Genomic DNA, 17975 nt, shown 5'->3' with positions numbered 1-17975 from the left:
TACGATATGACAATCGAAATTCTGGTTCCCGATTTACCCGAATCTGTGGCTGACGCAACCATTGCCACATGGCACAAACAGCCAGGTGACTCGGTAACCCGTGACGAAGTACTGGTTGATATTGAAACAGATAAGGTCGTGCTGGAAGTGCCTGCCCCTGCTGATGGGGTGTTGGAGTCCATCATTGAAGATGAAGGGTCAACCGTATTAGCGAAACAGACCATCGCTAAAATCAAAGAAGGTGCCGTCGCAGGTGAGCCAACCAAAGATGTTCCTGCACAGTCAGAGTCTTCACCTGACAAGCGCCACACCGCCTCACTAGAAGAAGAGACGAACGACGCGTTAAGTCCCGCAGTACGTCGTCTGCTTGCTGAGCATGACCTCTCTCCTGACGCCGTGAAAGGCACAGGTGTGGGTGGACGCATTACGCGAGAAGATGTTGAAGCACACCTTAAGAGTCAGCCTGAGCAGGGTGAGCAAAAAGCACAAAGCCAAGACGTGCCACCTGTGGCTGAACGCGGTGAGAAGCGTGTTCCTATGACGCGCTTGCGTAAACGTGTCGCTGAGCGCTTGTTAGAAGCGAAAAACAGTACCGCGATGCTGACCACCTTCAATGAAGTGAACATGAAGCCCATCATGGACTTGCGTAAGCAATACCGTGATAGCTTTGAAGAGCGTCACGATATTCGTCTCGGCTTTATGTCTTTCTATGTGAAAGCGGTCGTCGAGGCCTTGAAGCGTTACCCAGAAGTCAACGCATCCATCGACGGTGATGATATCGTTTATCACAACTACTTTGATGTCAGCATGGCGGTATCTACACCGCGTGGTCTGGTTACCCCTGTGCTGCGTGATTGCGACAAGCTGGGCTTTGCGGATATTGAAAAGGGTATCCGTGATTTGGCGATTAAAGGCCGTGATGGCAAGCTTACCGTCGATGAACTGACAGGGGGCAACTTCACCCTCACCAATGGCGGTGTCTTTGGCTCATTGATGTCAACGCCGATCATTAATCCCCCTCAAGCAGCCATTCTTGGCATGCACAAGATCCAAGACCGCCCAATGGCGGTGGATGGCAAGGTCGAAATCTTGCCGATGATGTACCTGGCGCTTTCTTATGATCACCGTCTGATTGACGGTCGTGAATCGGTAGGCTTCTTGGTGACCATCAAAGAACTTCTAGAAGACCCAACACGTCTGCTTCTGGACGTTTAATGGCGCGCTACCCCCTGTTTTTGAGGGGAGCCATTTTAGAGGGGACGGAGGTCCCCTCATTTGGAAAGCAAAAAGACACAATAATGGACACTAACACGGATAGAACATCATGAATCTGCACGAATATCAGTCAAAGCAGCTGTTCGCTGAATATGGTCTACCAGTTTCAGAGGGCTATGCTTGCGACACACCACAAGAAGCTGCTGAAGCAGCCGATAAAATTGGCGGAAACAAATGGGTCGTTAAATGCCAGGTTCACGCTGGTGGGCGTGGCAAGGCAGGCGGGGTAAAACTGGCTAACTCCAAAGAGGAGATCCGTCAGTTTGCTCAGCAATGGCTTGGTAAAAACTTGGTGACCTTTCAAACCGACGAAAACGGTCAGCCGGTAAGCAAAATTTTGGTGGAGTCATGCACCGATATCGCCAAAGAGCTTTACTTGGGTGCGGTTGTCGACCGTGGTTCACGCCGCGTTGTTTTCATGGCATCGACTGAAGGCGGTGTCGAAATCGAGAAGGTGGCGGAAGAAACCCCTGAGCTTATCCACAAAGCATCGATTGATCCCCTTGTTGGCCCTCAGCCTTATCAAGGTCGCCAACTGGCCTTTAAACTGGGTCTAAAAGGTGAGCAAATCAAGCAATTTACCAAAATCTTTGTGGGTATCGGCCAGCTGTTTTTGGATAAAGATGTTGCACTGGTTGAGGTTAACCCTTTGGTTATTACTGACCAAGGCAACTTGCACTGCTTGGATGCGAAATTGGCCATTGATAGCAACGCTGTCTACCGCCAACCCAAAGTGCGCGCGATGCACGACCCCAGCCAAGAAGACGAGCGTGAAGCGCATGCCGCGCAATGGGAACTCAACTATGTCGCGCTAGATGGCAATATTGGCTGCATGGTTAACGGTGCGGGCCTAGCAATGGGCACCATGGACATTGTTAATTTGCACGGTGGCAGCCCAGCTAACTTCCTTGACGTTGGCGGTGGCGCGACCAAAGAGCGTGTAACAGAAGCGTTTAAAATCATTCTGTCTGACAGCAACGTAAAGGCTGTCTTGGTGAATATCTTCGGCGGTATCGTGCGCTGCGACTTGATCGCAGATGGCATTATTGGCGCAGTCGAAGAAGTTGGCGTTAAAGTTCCAGTGGTGGTTCGCCTCGAGGGAAATAATGCTGATGTAGGTGCCAAGAAACTGGCCGATAGTGGTTTGAATATCATTGCGGCAACATCGCTAACCGAAGCCGCTCAAAAAGTCGTTGCTGCCGCGGAGGGTAAATAACAATGTCAGTGCTGATTAATAAAGATACCAAAGTGATCTGCCAAGGTTTTACAGGTGGRCAAGGTACTTTCCACTCAGAGCAAGCTATTGAGTATGGAACACAAATGGTCGGCGGTGTATCCCCCGGTAAGGGCGGTACGACTCACCTAGGTTTACCTGTGTTCAACACGGTGGCCGATGCGGTCGAGGCGACGGGTGCGACAGCATCAGTTATTTATGTTCCGGCCCCTTTCTGTAAAGACGCGATCCTAGAAGCGATCGATGCTGGTATTGAGCTTATTGTATGTATTACGGAAGGTATCCCAACACTGGATATGCTGGAAGTAAAAGTGAAGCTGGACCAAGCAGGCGTGCGTATGATTGGGCCTAACTGTCCAGGTGTGATCACGCCGGATGAGTCTAAAATCGGCATTATGCCGGGGCACATTCATCAATCTGGTAAAGTGGGCATTGTGTCGCGCTCGGGCACACTGACGTATGAAGCCGTTAAGCAAACCACTGATGAAGGCTTTGGCCAATCCACCTGTGTTGGTATTGGTGGGGACCCTATTCCAGGCTCAAACTTTATCGACATTTTAGAAATGTTCGAAAAGGATCCGGCGACCGAGGCGATCGTGATGATCGGTGAGATTGGCGGGACTGCAGAAGAGGAAGCGGCGGCTTACATCAAAGCCAATGTGACCAAGCCCGTAGTGGCATATATTGCCGGGGTAACAGCACCTCCAGGTAAGCGCATGGGTCATGCGGGAGCAATTATTTCTGGTGGTAAAGGAACCGCAGACGATAAATTTGCTGCCCTTGAAGCAGCGGGTGTCACGACGGTTAAAAGTCTTGCTGATATTGGTAAAGCATTGCGCGAGAAAACCAGCTGGTAAGCCAGACAAAGTAATCGCATAAACAAAAGCCGCTCATATGAGCGGCTTTTTGATATAGAAAACATAATAAGTGGTTAGGGCTTAGTGCGAGCGATTCGGCAATAACTGCGCCAACATAAAGACACTGGCTGCTGCAACCACCACAGATGGGCCAGCGGGCGTATCATAAAACCAAGAGCCTGCCATACCTAGCAGCACCGCAGCCATCCCAATGAGGCTAGCAAACGAGGCCATTTGCTCTGGTGTTGAGGCGATGCGCCGTGCCGTTGCCGCGGGAATGATTAGCATAGAGGTAATAATTAATGCCCCGACAAATTTCATCGCCAACGCAATGACCAAACCAATCAGTAGCATCAATAACAGCCGCAGCTTTTCTACTGCAATACCTTCTACCTTGGCAAGCTCTTCGCTGACTGTCATCGACAGTAACTGCTCCCAGTAATACGCGAGTACCCCGAGTGTTAAGCACGCGCCAATGGCTAGTAAAGTGAGATCGGCAAAAGAGACCGCCAACAAATCGCCAAACAAATAGGCCATGAGATCGACGCGCATGTTGTCCAAAAAGCTTACTGACACTAACCCCAATGACAGGGCACTGTGAGCCAATATACCGAGCAAGGTATCAGTCGAGACCAGGTGTTGGCGCTGTAGTCCCACCAATAAAACCGCCAGGAGTAAGCAGGTGATCACGAGTGCGAGGTTTAAGTCGATTTGCAGCAGAAAGCCTAACGCTAAACCGAGTAGTGAGGCGTGAGCGAGGGTATCGCCAAAGTAGGCCATACGTCGCCAGACCACAAATGAGCCCAAAGGGCCGGCAATGGCGGCGATCAATAAGCCGCCCATGATAGGGGCAAGTAAGAACTCAATCATGATGATGCTCTTGGTGTTCGCAGCTTACAGGTTGCCCTGCAAGATCATGTTTATGATGATGGTGGTGGTGATATAGCGCGAGTTGCTCACTGGTTTGGCGACCAAACATCGCCACATAAGAAGGGTGCTGAGAGATGGCATCGGGCTCACCGGAGCAGCAGACATGATGCTGCAAACAAATCACTTCATCGGTTTTAGCCATTACTAAATGCAAGTCATGCGACACCATGAGTACCGCGCACCCAAGGCTATCACGCAATTGACTGATCAGGCTATACATCTCCAATTGACCGCTGACATCAACCCCTTGCACTGGCTCATCTAACACCAACACATCAGGGTGCTTTAAAATGGCGCGGGCGAGTAGAACGCGTTGCGTTTCACCGCCGGAGAGGGTATGCATATTCGCATATTGCAAGGACTCGGCATTGACCGTATGTAGCGCCTGGCTAATCTGCGCATTGGTATAGCGTGTTCCCAGACGAATAAACCGATCAACCGTTAGCGGCAGAGTTTGATTTAACTGCAACTTCTGAGGTACGTAACCGATTTTTACGTCTCGGGCTATTTGTACTGTGCCGGCGCTCGGCTTAACTAAACCGATCAGTGCTTTGACAAGCGTCGATTTCCCGGCGCCATTGGGGCCAATTAGCGTGGTAATTTGCCCGCGCTTTAGTTGCATCGAAACCTTATCCAGCACATGGCGGCCATTGAAGGTCACCGTCACCGCATCGAGCGAGACTAGCGAGTCAGTCATAGTGAAAAAAGCATTGTGAATTGGAATTGTTATATTATAACATTTATAGCCAGTGAGAAAACATAAGAATGAGAGGAAAAATGACGGCGCGTATCATTGGGGTATTTATTGCACTACTACTGGCATTGCCCGCGCAAGCTACGTCGGTAATGACATCGATTAAGCCTTTACAGCTGATCGCGGCAGGACTTGTGACACAAGACGATAACGTCGATGTGTTGTTGCCGCCGGGGGCGTCACCGCATAGCTATGCGCTAAAGCCATCGGACATACGCGGTTTAAATCAAGCGGATGTGACGATTTGGGTGGGACCCGAGCTAGAGCTCTTTCTTTCTAAATTGTTGGCGGATAAACCTTCTGTATTGACCTTGACGCAGGTCGAGAATATGCCGTTGCGCCATTTTGATGGCGGGCACCATCATCATCATGGACACGATCATGGCGAGCACAATATTGACCCGCACCTTTGGCTGGGACCCAAAACGACTCGAGTGGCGGCACAAGCTATTACAGAGGCATTGATTGAAGCCGCTCCCGGTAAAGCAGAGCAATACCAAGCCAACCTGACTCGCTTTAATGAACAGCTCGATCAAACCGTTGCCGATATTCAGCAAGACCTCGCCACCCGTATTCAGTCAGGGTATTTTGTCTTCCATGATGCCTATGGTTACTTTGAAGATGCTTTTGGCCTCGAAAAAACAGGACATTTTACGGTTGATCCAAGTCAAAAGCCTGGGGCGAAAACCTTGGTGACGATTCGCCGAGGTTTGCTTAATCATGATGCGACCTGTATCTTCACTGAGCCGCAGTTTAATCCCGCACTGATTGATGCTGTGACACGACATAATGACGTCAATGTACTTGCCTTAGATCCATTGGCGACATCAATTCTGGTAGCGCCTGATAGCTATCAGGTGTTTTTAAAAGATTTAGGAAATCGTTTCACACGTTGTTTAAAGCATGAAACTACTGACTAACTGGCTCGCTGTGACAGCCAGACTTCCTCGCCAGCACAAGCTGGCCCTGGCTTCATTATCTCTTTTGGTTGGCGCTGCCCTCATGTGGCAGCCCCATCCTTTTTCTCCCAAAGAACGGCAACCGTTGCCGGCGGTCAACCAACACCAAGCGCCGGCGACAGTGGATCACAGTGAACCGATTGAGCAAGGCATGGATGCAAACGATYCTGCCTTGAGTGTGCCTGAAGATGCGCTCGAGCAAGACATCACATCTGAGGCGCCGCGTGTCCATCACCACACCGTCGCGGCAGGGGATACACTCGGTGAGATCTTCTCACAGTATGGTCTCGCTATCGGTCAGCTCTACCAAATGCTGGATGTGAACGATAAAGCCGGCGATATTCGCCGCGGACAAAAAATGGAATGGCAAGTTGACGAGGAAGGTCGATTGCTGACGTTCACCGTTTATCAATCGATTAAATACCGCGACTATTACCAGTTCGATCAAGGTACCGTTGACTATCAGCGCTTGGAAACCAAAGGCGAGTTTGAGAGTGTGACCTTGATTGGACGGGTGAACAGTAGCTTTTATCAGCAGGCGCGCCAAGCTGGGCTCACACCTAATCAGATTCAAAATCTGGTCTCGGCGTTACAGTGGCGTTTTGACTTTGGACGTCAATCTCGTCGCGGCGATCAGTTTGCGGTACAAGTAAACAGAGAGTTCATCGACAATAAACCCGTGTCATCGGGTAAGGTCACGGCCATGCTCTACAAATCGGGCAGTCGAGACATTTTTGTCTATCGTCATCATGATGGACGCTTTTATGATCAGAAGGGGCAAAGCCTTGATCGTGCGCTCCGTCGTTACCCCACTGCCAAGCGCTATCGTATTAGCTCATCGTTTAACCCACATCGTAAACACCCGATCACCGGGCGTATTTCACCGCACAATGGCACTGACTTCGCGACGCCAGTGGGTACCTCAGTATTGGCCGCCGGTGATGGTGTTGTCGTTAAAGCGCGTAAACACCCGCTAGCGGGTAATTACGTGGTGATTAAACACGGGCGTGAGTATTCAACGCGATATTTACATTTGCATCGGATTTTAGTGAAGCCGGGCGATCATGTGTCGATGGGACAACGAATCGGATTAAGTGGTAATACCGGTCGCTCAACGGGGCCTCATCTTCATTTTGAATTGCTCAAATACGGTCACCCGGTCAACGCGATGAAGGTACCGCTGCCTGAGGCGCACCCCGTTCCTAATGGCGAGCGTAATGGGTTCCAGCGTCAAGCTAAACGTGCACATCAGGCGTTGGCGCAGCGATTAAATGGGTAATGGGTATCAATTATGTGAGGCCTAGCTCACATTTAGGGTTGCAGGGTTTTATTTAGGGGCAGGTCGCAGGACACTACGCTACTGAATCCTGCAACCTGTCTCTCTTCTCGTACATGAAACGCCGATGTCTCTGTTTGTTATGGCTGGCTCTCATCTTTCCTTGCCTACCTTTGCAGGCGCATGATCCCTTGCTCACATCGTTTCAATCATACGGCGGTCTTAATGGCCTCGGTGATGTTCGCGATGTGGCGGTGCAGTCATCTGGTGGTATGTGGCTGTTGGATAACCAAGGACGCATTCATTTTTTTGACGGTCATCAGCGCCATCCACTCAACGACGCCCTGACCTTGCCTGATGAAAAGATCCTGACCATTGCTTATGCTCATCAGGCGCTTTGGATGGCAGGAAGGCAACATGTTTATCGTTTCCAGCCAAGTACCAATACGCTTACCGCTTTCCCGTTGCCCGATGCCGTTGCACAGACACGCGCTGATCATGCGCCTCATCCCCCCCAATCGCCACGACTGGCGACGATCAATAATACGCTATGGCACATTCAAAGCGGCCAGATAAGCGTCTATCAACGGGAAGATAAGGCATTTCACGTGTGGCGAACGGGTCCGTGGCGTGCTGATAGTGTTTGGTTTACTGCGGGTCATCGATTGTTTGCGGTCGGGACAAGCTTATACCAACTCAGTGACGCGGGTGTGCGTCAACTGACACGCTTTTCTACGCCGATTACAGCGATCACGGCGAAACAAGACAGAGCATGGATCAGTACCGAAAAGCGTGTTTATCTACTGGCATTATCGGGCGATCAAGTAAAAGCACAACACGTGTTGAATACTCGTGGAGGCTACCAAAGAATGACGGTCGGCTCGGGCGGGTTGTGGGCCGCCAATCATAACGGGTTATTTCGACTTTCCCTAGACGGTGTCGCGACGCCTGTTTGGCAGCCAGGCTCTCAGGGTATAGCAGGCCAAAGCATCACTTTTTTATGGGCAGATTTTGAAGGGGGGATCTGGTTTTCAACCGATCAGGCTACACGTTATCGTGCGCCGGGCCAGCGTTGGATCACTCATCAACACCGTGCGTTTCCCAGCGTGCTTACCCATGGTTTTATGGCGCAGAGTAACCCTTGGGGGCTAGAGAGAGGCAGTTGGCGCGATTTAAGTGGGTATCGCACTGTACCATGGACCTCGGATGCACCAAGCGGTGAATACCTCAGTGCCACCCGAGACGGTCAGCGCCTTTGGTGGTCAACACCGTCAGGTACAAAAGGGATCAATACGACAACAGGGGCAAGCATCGTCATACCCGACCGGTTGGCAACCTTGCCCGCTGAGCATTTGTATACTGATGCCGAGGGCACCATCTGGTTATCGGTTGACGATCAGGTGATGCGCTACTGGCCGGACACACAGACGTTGGTCAGTTATGGCACGCGATGGCAGACCCATCACGCGGGTGAGGTGTTAGGCTTTTACGATGATGGTCGCGGCAGTGTATGGATCCGTGATCAGAATGGCTTAACCCGTTATCGAGACGGTCATTTTAAGCCGGTCCCCTTGGCAAAAGACCGACTGCCTGTGCAGGATATGTATACCGATGAACGAGGTCGTTTATGGCTCACCAGTGCGCGCGGTGTGTTTCAATACGATCCTAGCGCCCCAGACGCCGCGTCATTGGTTTATTTATCGCTACCCGATGAGCGATTCCACTGTGTCACTGGTAACCGCGACGGCGTATGGGCGTACAGTAACCAAGCATTGGTACACATTGCCCCACGAGGGTTCGTGCGCACATTTCGCCTCCCATCTGATGCAGAAAAAGTGGCCTGCTACGCGACCCAACCCCATCAACTCACTCTGTTGGCAGGGGATTATACCTACCAGATAGATACTGACCAATTGGCGTTTTCTCTGCGTAAACCGCCAAGTGTTGTGATTGGTGCGGTTTGGCAGCAACGCAAGCGTTGGCGTATTGGCCCTCGACAGCAAACAGCGGTGACATTACTAGAGCAAAGCCCCGCCTATCTAGCGTGGGGGAGTTGGCCTCCAGAACGACAAGTGACACGCGTGCATTACCAGCTCGTGCCTTATCAGCACGCTGGTCAGCCAATGGCTGACAAACTGGCCGCTTGGCAGCAGACCGGCAGTGATACGATTTCTTTGGCCAATATGGTGGGGGGGCACTATCAATTACGTATTGCTATCCCGCGTGATGGTGCTTCCCATACTGTGTTAGACATCTCTGTCTCTCTTCCTCTGTTGCCTCACATTATCAATGGCATGGTACTGGCCTGCTTTGTGAGCCTGGTTCTTGCGGCTGTCATCTTAGCCTTGAGACAACGTCACTTGTCGGCGGTGCACATAGAGACATCGAGCGTGCCCACCTCCGGGCCGCTGGATGAAATCTCGGATGTCACATATCCTATCGGATTTGAATCGCCCTCATCACTGGCGATGGCTTCAGACCAAGCCAATCAGCGATGGACAGCCGAGTTTGAGAAAGTTATCGCGGCCAAGTACCAAGATCCTGACTTTTCAATGGCTCAGGTAGCAAGCGCGTTAGCGATGTCTGAGCGTAATTTGCAACGTAAGTGTCGACAGTATTTTGGTATGACAGTGACCGCTTATGTGACGCAGAAACGACTGAGTGATGCCGCTACGCGCTTGCAGCACGGGCATTCGGTTGCGGATGTGGCTGAGGCGTGCGGATATCGCGATCCGGCTTACTTTAGTCAACGGTTTAAAAGCTACTTTGGTGTCAGTCCTTCGCAGTATCGACGCACGACGACCGATATGACCGTGGCAGATATACGTGATTAGGTTGGGCTGTTGACCTGAAACCCAGGGGGAAATGCGCGTAAAAGAAAACGTGGCATAGCCGGGGAGCCATGCCACGGGTGTCAACGACACCTTCGCTTGCTGCCGAGGGCGGGGAGCCCGCCCTGGTAAAAAACGGGCTGGTCAGGCGTGTATTGTCTCAACCAGCGGCATCAATATACCGTAATTTGCGCTTGAGTCGTTATGACTAAACCGCCAATCGCATCTTGACAGGATTAAGGTTAAGGCATTGATAATTATTGCTTTTATTTCCTTTTTTCTGATTTTGACGAAAATAACGAAGTGCACTTACCCATTGACGACTAACCCACTGGCGGCGAGTGTCTCCCTCAGCTGTTGGATGAGGGGCTGTGCTTGCTCGTGAGGACGATGCCCCACTTGTAGGTGGCCCCAAATCGGATTTGGCCATACCGGATCCGTTTTAAACCGAGCAACATGGTGGAGATGGAGCTGGGGAACTAGGTTGCCGATTGCGGCGATATTGAGCTTGTCAGGGGAGAATAGACGCTCAAGACAGCGCGCCACTATGGCCGACTCTTGCCACAGCGAGTGCTGCTCAGTATCGTCAAGGTGGTGAATTTCTTCGATGTCCTGCTTACGTGGGATCAGCAAGAGCCATGGACCAATATCGGCATGCGCAAGGCGCAACTGACAAAGTGAGAAATCACCGACATAAGCGCTATCGGCGGCTAATCGTGAGTGGAGAACAAAGGACATACAGACTCCTTATTGCAATGCGAGCGCATAGCTTACATCACAACTTGCTTTTGGGTCACAAACTCCTCACCGAATAGGAGGATTCGCCTCATAAGAAACAAAAAGCAAGTACGCTTAACACAATGTTGAAGCCAAATGTGTCGACGAACGCGAGAGGAGGTGGCATGCATTATCAAGACGTCCTAGCTTTTTGGTTTGGCGACGAGCGTAGTGAGTGGGTTCCTTCGTCCGCCTCGCAGGCACGATGGTTTGGCGGTAGTCCAGACGTTGATGAGGCGATTCGCGAGCGATTCCAATCTTGGGTCAGTGCGGCCGGCGCGGGCGCATTAAATGACTGGGCCCAGACCGCAGAGGGGCGTTTGGCATTGATTATTCTGCTCGATCAATTCCCCCGAAATTTATATCGCGGGTTGGCGGCAGCATATCGGTATGATGCCTTGGCATTGGCTCTCTGTAAGGCAGGGCTTGCGAAAGGTGACGACCAAGTCTTAACCCCGCTTCAACGGGTGTTTTTCTATCTTCCCTTAGAGCATGCTGAAGAAGAAGCAGACCAAGAAGAAGCACTGTTTCGGTTTGATCAACTGCGTCAGCGAGTGAGTGGGGAGGCAAAAGCTTGGTACGAGCAATGCTTTGATTACGCACGCCAGCACTACGACATTATTACTACCTTTGGTCGATTTCCTCATCGCAATGCGGTGATGGGACGGTTATCGACTCCCGAGGAACGATTGTGGCTTAGCGAAACGGATCAGCATTTTGGTCAGGGATAAAAAAGGCGCCCACTTGCAACCAGTGGGCGCCCTTCTTCTGTGCTTATCCGCACAACAAGGATCATCTAACCTTGTTACATGCGCTCAAGCGTGTTGATACCCAACAGATCTAGGCCTTGTTTGATGGTTTTGGCCGTCAATGCAGCCATTCTTAGGCGGCTTTGGCGCGTATTCCCTTCAGAAAGCAGGATAGGGCATGCTTCGTAGAAGCTTGAGAATAGACCAGCCAATTCAAATAGGTAGCTACACATTAGGTGAGGCTGACCCTCTCGCGCGACTGACTTAACCGCTTCTTCAAACTGAAGCAGTTTGGCGACCAGCGCTTTTTCTTTCTCATGCTCAATGAGCATTTCACCGTCGAGTGCATCACGGTCAACCCCAGACTTGGCAAAGACTGACGCCACACGGGTATAGGCATACTGCATATAGGGGGCGGTGTTGCCCTCGAAGGCCAGCATATGATCCCAGTCGAAGATATAATCCGTGGTACGATGCTTTGACAGATCGGCATACTTGACGGCTGCCATCGCGACCGTGGTTGAGATATCTCGCTGCGTATCAGCATCCATATCTGGATTTTTCTCTGCGATCAGTGCCTTGGCACGTGTTTCTGCTTCATCGAGTAAGTCAGCGAGGCGGACTGTGCCCCCAGAGCGGGTTTTGAAAGGTTTACCGTCTTTGCCGAGCATCATGCCAAACGCGTGATGCTCAAGACTGACCGAATCCGGCACATAGCCCGCTTTGCGCACAATGGTCCAAGCTTGCATGAGATGCTGGTGTTGACGTGAGTCAATAAAGTAGAGCACACGGTCAGCGTTGAATTGCTCGTAACGATATTTGGCACAAGCAATATCAGTGGTGGTGTACAAATAGCCACCATCACGTTTTTGGATGATCACACCCATTGGCTCGCCGTCTTTGTTTTTGTACTCGTCAAGGAAGACAACTTGTGCGCCATCATCTTCTACGGCAATCCCTTTGGCTTTTAAGTCTTCAACAATACCGGGCAGCATATCGTTATACAGACTTTCGCCCATCACATCTTTATTGCTCAATGAGACATTCAGGCGATCATAGTTACGTTGGTTTTGCTCCAACGTTACTTTGACAAGCTTTTCCCACTTCTCTTTGCAGTAGGCGTCACCGCGCTGCAGACGAACCACGTAGTCGCGCGCTGTGGCGGCGAAAGCTTCATCTTCGTCGTAGCGGGCTTTGGATTCACGATAGAAGTTTTCGATATCACCCAGTTCCATGGAGACATCGTCACCGCGTGACTCATGTAACTCGAGGTTGGCAATGAGCATACCGAACTGTGTYCCCCAATCACCGAGATGATTGGCACGGGTCACGTTGTGCCCTAAAAATTCGAGGGTGCGTACAACGGCGTCACCAATGATAGTGGAGCGAAGGTGGCCAACGTGCATTTCTTTTGCCACGTTAGGGGCTGAATAGTCCACCACAATGTTTTGTGTGTCTTGTGTATCGACACCTAAACGTGCGTCCGACAGAGCGGCATCTGCCTGTTTGGCTAACCACTGATCGTTAAGGAAGATATTGATAAAGCCTGGGCCGGCAATTTCTGTTTTGCTCGCTATATCACCGAGGTCGAGCGCATCCAAAACGTGTTGAGCAAACTCACGGGGGTTCGTGCCGAGCTTTTTGGCTGCTCCCATGACTCCATTCGCTTGATAGTCACCAAATTGTGGCTTCGCAGACTGACGCACTGCCGCTGGTGTGCCCTCAGGCGCACCCGCCGCAACCATCGCGGCAGACACTTTTTCGTTAAGAAGACTTTGAATATTCACTTGCTTACCTTTACTACTAGCCGGGCTGATTATGAACGACCCGTTATGTGGGCTTCCAGCTTATTAATACAAGAATCCGCCAACACTGCACTGCCACGTAACCAAGCGTGCAAACACAGTGTTGGCGGGATGCTGTATTGTTGCGAACCATGACGTCAATCGACGCGGATTAGCCCTAATGATACCCATAAAACAGCAGGCATTGGCAATAGTTATTCAACGCCATCCTTGATATCTTTCGCGACTGGAAGACAACGAGCACTATAAAACCTTGAGAGGTCACTATGCATGATGCCAGCAATTGGGTATCCCTGATGCGAGATCAAGCAACTTTTACAGATAAAATCAATCAGTTGCTGGAAACGCTGGCGATTGATTGTACCCAGTTAACGCTTGATCACGTTGCGATCCGTACCAATGATAGCGTGTTAACACAATCGCTTGCCGGCCATCTAAGCGAACAGGGGCAATTAATATCACAGGCGATGGTCAACCAGCGGCCGATCCATATTTATCAGCTTAATACCCCATTACACTTTGGTGCCTGGCAAACTGATTTAGTGGAATTGCCGTTTCCTCACCACAAAACCTATCCTTTTCAAAGCTGGGAACATATGGAGTTTGTGGTTCCTTGCCGCCATGCCACCCTATCAGGGCTTGAAGACGCGTTACACGCGCAGTTTCCAGGCTTACTCGCGCGCGCCGCTAAGCTGCGCGAGATAACGGTTAAACACAGTGAGCCACAGGTTGCGGGAGAGCGGTTGGCCAATCCAACCATCGCGTTTAAGCAAAATGGTGTTTGCGTGAAGTTTCATCCTTACTCACTCGCGCAAATTATTGCTAGCGAAGCCAGTGCTTGAGCACTGGCTCAACCAATGTTGTCGGTTTACAAGATCACGGTTTTATTGCCATGGACAAATACCCGGTCTTCGACAACACATTCAATTGCTTGACTTAGCACACTTTTTTCCACGTCGCGGCCTGCTTTGGCCATATCTTGTGCGCTAAAGCTGTGATCAACATGAATCACGTCTTGGCCAATAATCGGCCCTTCGTCCAAGTCATTGGTGACAAAGTGGGCGGTGGCACCAATGATTTTGACCCCACGCTCAAACGCTTGATGGTATGGACGGGCACCGATAAATGCGGGCAAAAAGCTGTGATGAATATTGATGATGCGATGCGGATATTGGGCAACAAAGTCAGGCGTCAGAACCCGCATGTATTTCGCGAGAATGATGTAGTCAGGCTGATGGGGTTGAATCGCTTTGAGCATGGCTTGCTCGTGCTCTTCTCGGCTTAGGCCCTCATGGCTGACATAATGAAAAGGGATATCAAAGCGCTCAGTCAGATGTTGTAGTTTGTCGTAGTTACCGACTACCGCTGCAATATCAATCTCGAGCGAGCCATCATAGGCTTTCATTAAAATGTCGCCGAGGCAGTGGGATTCTTTGGTGACCATGATGACGACGCGTTTGCGGCGCGAGCTAATCAGCTGGCGCTGGCTGCCAGGTGGTAGCGCATGGTCAAGATCGAGAAGCAGGGTGTGATCGTTAAAAATCCCCTCCAGCTCAGTGCGCATATAAAACTGCCCAGTGACATTATCGACATACTCTCGGTTGTGAATAATGTTGAGCTGATGTTTATAGCAAATGTTGGTGATGGTCGCGATGAGCCCTTGGGCGTCAGGACAGTCCGTGAGAAGTGTTTTTCGTTCCATGTTGGTCGTGTACTGCTGATGACTAAACCCTCGGTTGTACCCTGTCTCAGCCGCAAGGTCAAAGTGATTTTACGATGCGTCAGCGGTTTCTCTGGGGAGTGGTTTCATCCCGAAGAGGGGTTTGGCATAATGGCGGCTTTCCCCCTGTGTATTTATACAATGATCCGTAAGGTTTTCTCAGACACCGGTGCGCTGGCCAAAGCGATTGATGGTTTTGTGCCTCGCCAGCCGCAAACAGATATGGCGATTGCTGTTGATGCGGCAATTCGTGACCAAGGCCAGCTCGTGGTGGAAGCGGGCACAGGAACCGGGAAAACCTATGCCTATCTGGCGCCTGTTTTATTAAGTGGTAAAAAGGCCATCATCAGCACGGGCTCGAAAAATCTGCAAGAGCAGCTCTACCATCGAGACTTACCGCTGATGAAGTCAGCCTTGGGCTATACAGGAACCACCGCCTTATTGAAAGGCCGAGTCAATTACCTGTGCCCAGAGCGACTCGAGCGACAAATTAGTGAGTGCCACCGCCCCGACAGCGAGCCTGGGCAATTGAGTCAGCTGGTTAAAATTCGCGAGTGGTCGTCCTATACAGAGTCGGGTGATCTGAGTGAATGTGACGCACTGGCTGAAGACAGCCCCCTGATCCCTGTGGTGACGTCCACCAATGACAATTGCCTTGGTAAAGACTGTCCAAGCTATGAAGACTGTTATGTGGTCAAAGCGCGGCGTCGTGCGATGGATGCCGACGTGGTGGTGGTCAACCATCACCTATTTTTAGCGGATGTTGCCATCAAAGAAACGGGGTTTGGCGAGCTCATCCCAGAAGCAGACGTGATGGTGTTTGATGAGGCGCATCAGCTTCCGGACATTGCCAGTCAGTATTTTGGCCAATCTCTATCTAGCCGGCAGCTGCAAGATGTTGCCAAAGACATTCATATCGCCTATCGCACTGAGTTACGAGATACGCGTCAACTGGAAAAAGTTGCTGATCGCCTCTCGCAAGCTGCGATGGATATGCGCTTGGTGATGGGCGAGCCTGGATACCGAGGTAACTGGCGCGAATTACAGACGTCGCCCAGCGTAGAGAAAGAACTGGTACGGTTATCGGATGCGCTCGATCTTGCGCATGACGTGGTGAAACTATCACTCGGCCGCAGTCAATTGCTTGACGCTGCATTTGATCGCATCACTTTATTTAAAGCGCGGCTTGCACGCTTAAAAGATACCTCAATCACCGGGTACTCTTATTGGTACGAATGTACTCGTCACCACTTTAGCCTCAATATTACCCCCTTATCGGTGGCGGATCGTTTTCGTGAGCAAATGGCCGAACAGGGCGGCGCTTGGATTTTTACCTCCGCTACCTTGGCCGTTGAGGGCGACTTCGCGCATTTTAATCACCGTCTCGGCATTGACGCTAAGCAACAAATGACATTGGAAAGCCCCTTTGACTACCCCAATCAAGCGAGGCTTTGCGTGCCTCGTCATGTACCGGAAACCAATAGTTTTCGTCGTGCCAACAAACTTGCCGCATTATTGGGACCGGTGATTGAACGTAACCAAGGGCGTTGCTTTTTCCTGTGTACGTCACATCAAATGGTACGAGAGCTGTCAGCCTTGTTTCGTGAGCAGCTGTCATTGCCCGTCCTCATGCAAGGAGAGATGCCCAAGCAGCGCTTATTGGCAGAGTATTTGTCGTTGGGCAATGCGTTGCTGGTGGCGACGGGCGCCTTTTGGGAAGGCATTGATGTGCGTGGACAAGCGCTCAGTTGTGTGATCATCGATAAACTCCCGTTTGCTTCCCCCGATGATCCTTTATTAAAAGCACGAATAGAAGATTGTAAACTGCAAGGGGGCGATCCCTTTGCTCAGGTACAGATCCCCGAAGCGGTGATCACCCTAAAGCAAGGGGTGGGGCGTCTCATTCGGGATCAACAAGATTTTGGTGCACTGGTTATTTGTGACAACCGATTGGTGACCCGCGCATACGGCGCAACCTTTTTGCGCAGCTTGCCGGCGATCCCTCGCACGCGGGATTTACACCACATTGACGATTTTTTGTCGGGCAGTGACACCGACAGCAACACGATGCAATCGCATTTATTAGATCAACCGATAGAGGGTTAAATGACGCTACGAATATTGGCCGTAGATACGGCGACCGAAAACTGCTCTGTCGCACTGTGCTGTGATGATCAGATTATCACACGCAGCGAAATTGCACCGCGTGAGCATACCAACAAGATCCTACCCATGGTCGACGAGGTATTGGCAGAAGCGGGCCTAACATTGACGCAATTGGATGCACTCGCGTTTGGCCGCGGGCCGGGCAGTTTCACAGGCGTCCGTATTGGCATCGGAATTGCACAAGGTCTAGCGTTTGGTGCAGACCTCCCAATGATTGGCGTTTCAACATTGGCAGCGATGGCAGCACAAAGCGGTCGCTTACATAATGCGACGCGCGTATTGACGGCGATTGATGCGCGTATGGGTGAACTCTATGTTGGCCAATATCTGCGGACTGACGCTGGCGTATGGCAGTGTGTCGGTGAAGAGAGGGTCGTCGCCCCGGACGCATTCACCCCTGAGTGCACCGAGGGGGTGTGGACATTGGCAGGAACCGGATGGGCAGCCTATCCTGATCTGGCAACACGCTTAGCATTGCAGACAGCGCCGTCAGAGGTGTTATACCCCCAAGCACAAGATATGCTGGAGATTGCTAAGCAGGCGTATCGTGCGGGAGACACAGTCGCTGCGGAGCTTGCTAGCCCCACGTATCTGCGGGATAAAGTCACTTGGAAAAAGTTACCCGGGCGCGAATAACCACCA

The 17975-nt window shown here is 51.2% G+C and carries 15 protein-coding genes; 10 read left to right on the top strand and 5 right to left on the bottom strand.

The window, feature by feature from the left end:
• Nucleotides 1-6 precede the first annotated feature (6 nt).
• From odhB to sucD, 3 genes are all read left to right on the top strand, one after another.
• Nucleotides 7-1215 (top strand): 2-oxoglutarate dehydrogenase complex dihydrolipoyllysine-residue succinyltransferase, encoded by a 1209-nt coding sequence (gene odhB / locus BZG73_RS11125; RefSeq protein ID WP_077668321.1) that lies wholly within the window; start codon nucleotides 7-9, stop codon nucleotides 1213-1215.
• 109 nt (nucleotides 1216-1324) lie between these two features.
• Complete coding sequence (gene sucC, locus BZG73_RS11120) at nucleotides 1325-2491, top strand: ADP-forming succinate--CoA ligase subunit beta (RefSeq protein ID WP_077668320.1); 1167 nt, start codon at nucleotides 1325-1327, stop codon at nucleotides 2489-2491.
• Nucleotides 2492-2493: 2 nt separating this feature from the next.
• Nucleotides 2494-3366: a succinate--CoA ligase subunit alpha gene (gene sucD / locus BZG73_RS11115; RefSeq protein WP_046073551.1), complete on the top strand. Its 873-nt coding sequence runs from the start codon at nucleotides 2494-2496 to the stop codon at nucleotides 3364-3366.
• Between the two features lie 81 nt (nucleotides 3367-3447).
• Here the strand turns inward: sucD and znuB are convergent, their stop codons facing one another.
• Nucleotides 3448-4236, bottom strand: a complete 789-nt coding sequence (znuB, locus tag BZG73_RS11110) for a zinc ABC transporter permease subunit ZnuB (protein ID WP_046073550.1) — start codon at nucleotides 4234-4236, stop codon at nucleotides 3448-3450.
• Nucleotides 4229-4993 carry a zinc ABC transporter ATP-binding protein ZnuC gene (gene znuC, locus BZG73_RS11105; protein ID WP_077579204.1) on the bottom strand — a complete coding sequence of 255 codons (765 nt, stop codon included), beginning with the start codon at nucleotides 4991-4993 and terminating at the stop codon, nucleotides 4229-4231. The genes znuB and znuC overlap by 8 nt, the downstream gene beginning before the upstream one ends.
• Before the next feature lie 80 nt (nucleotides 4994-5073).
• Here znuC and znuA point away from each other — a divergent pair, with 80 nt between their 5' ends.
• The 3 genes from znuA (at nucleotide 5074) to BZG73_RS11090 (ending at nucleotide 10119) form a co-directional block, all read left to right on the top strand.
• Nucleotides 5074-5970: a zinc ABC transporter substrate-binding protein ZnuA gene (znuA, locus tag BZG73_RS11100; protein WP_077668319.1), complete on the top strand. Its 897-nt coding sequence runs from the start codon at nucleotides 5074-5076 to the stop codon at nucleotides 5968-5970.
• Nucleotides 5954-7288 carry a murein DD-endopeptidase MepM gene (gene mepM / locus BZG73_RS11095; protein WP_077668318.1) on the top strand — a complete coding sequence of 445 codons (1335 nt, stop codon included), beginning with the start codon at nucleotides 5954-5956 and terminating at the stop codon, nucleotides 7286-7288. The genes znuA and mepM overlap by 17 nt, the downstream gene beginning before the upstream one ends.
• Nucleotides 7289-7476: 188 nt before the next feature.
• Nucleotides 7477-10119, top strand: a complete 2643-nt coding sequence (locus BZG73_RS11090) for an AraC family transcriptional regulator (protein ID WP_158075303.1) — start codon at nucleotides 7477-7479, stop codon at nucleotides 10117-10119.
• A 306-nt stretch (nucleotides 10120-10425) separates the two neighbouring features.
• Here BZG73_RS11090 and BZG73_RS11085 read toward each other — a convergent pair whose 3' ends face one another.
• The gene (locus BZG73_RS11085; RefSeq protein ID WP_077579207.1) at nucleotides 10426-10854 is read right to left on the bottom strand and encodes an HIT family protein; all 429 of its coding nucleotides are present in this window, start codon (nucleotides 10852-10854) and stop codon (nucleotides 10426-10428) included.
• A gap of 164 nt (nucleotides 10855-11018) precedes the next feature.
• Here BZG73_RS11085 and BZG73_RS11080 point away from each other — a divergent pair, with 164 nt between their 5' ends.
• Nucleotides 11019-11624, top strand: coding sequence for a DUF924 family protein (locus tag BZG73_RS11080; protein ID WP_046073545.1), 606 nt, complete (start codon nucleotides 11019-11021; stop codon nucleotides 11622-11624).
• A 74-nt stretch (nucleotides 11625-11698) separates the two neighbouring features.
• On the opposite strand, the gene argS is transcribed toward BZG73_RS11080, so the two are convergent.
• Entirely contained in the window at nucleotides 11699-13429 is a 1731-nt protein-coding gene (gene argS, locus BZG73_RS11075) for an arginine--tRNA ligase (protein WP_077668316.1), read from the bottom strand.
• A 314-nt stretch (nucleotides 13430-13743) separates the two neighbouring features.
• Between argS and BZG73_RS11070 the strand changes: the two genes are divergently transcribed.
• Nucleotides 13744-14289 carry a VOC family protein gene (locus BZG73_RS11070; protein ID WP_158075302.1) on the top strand — a complete coding sequence of 182 codons (546 nt, stop codon included), beginning with the start codon at nucleotides 13744-13746 and terminating at the stop codon, nucleotides 14287-14289.
• A 26-nt stretch (nucleotides 14290-14315) separates the two neighbouring features.
• On the opposite strand, the gene purU is transcribed toward BZG73_RS11070, so the two are convergent.
• Complete coding sequence (gene purU, locus BZG73_RS11065; RefSeq protein ID WP_046073542.1) at nucleotides 14316-15149, bottom strand: formyltetrahydrofolate deformylase; 834 nt, start codon at nucleotides 15147-15149, stop codon at nucleotides 14316-14318.
• 159 nt (nucleotides 15150-15308) lie between these two features.
• On the opposite strand from purU, the gene BZG73_RS11060 reads away from it, so the two are divergent.
• Entirely contained in the window at nucleotides 15309-17273 is a 1965-nt protein-coding gene (locus BZG73_RS11060; RefSeq protein ID WP_046073541.1) for an ATP-dependent DNA helicase, read from the top strand.
• Nucleotides 17274-17969: a tRNA (adenosine(37)-N6)-threonylcarbamoyltransferase complex dimerization subunit type 1 TsaB gene (tsaB, locus tag BZG73_RS11055; RefSeq protein ID WP_077579209.1), complete on the top strand. Its 696-nt coding sequence runs from the start codon at nucleotides 17274-17276 to the stop codon at nucleotides 17967-17969.
• Nucleotides 17970-17975 lie beyond the last annotated feature (6 nt).

Origin of the sequence: Salinivibrio siamensis (assembly GCF_001996005.1) — a bacterium.
Taxonomy (GTDB): domain Bacteria; phylum Pseudomonadota; class Gammaproteobacteria; order Enterobacterales; family Vibrionaceae; genus Salinivibrio; species Salinivibrio siamensis.
This window is presented reverse-complemented; position numbering and strand designations above follow the sequence as displayed.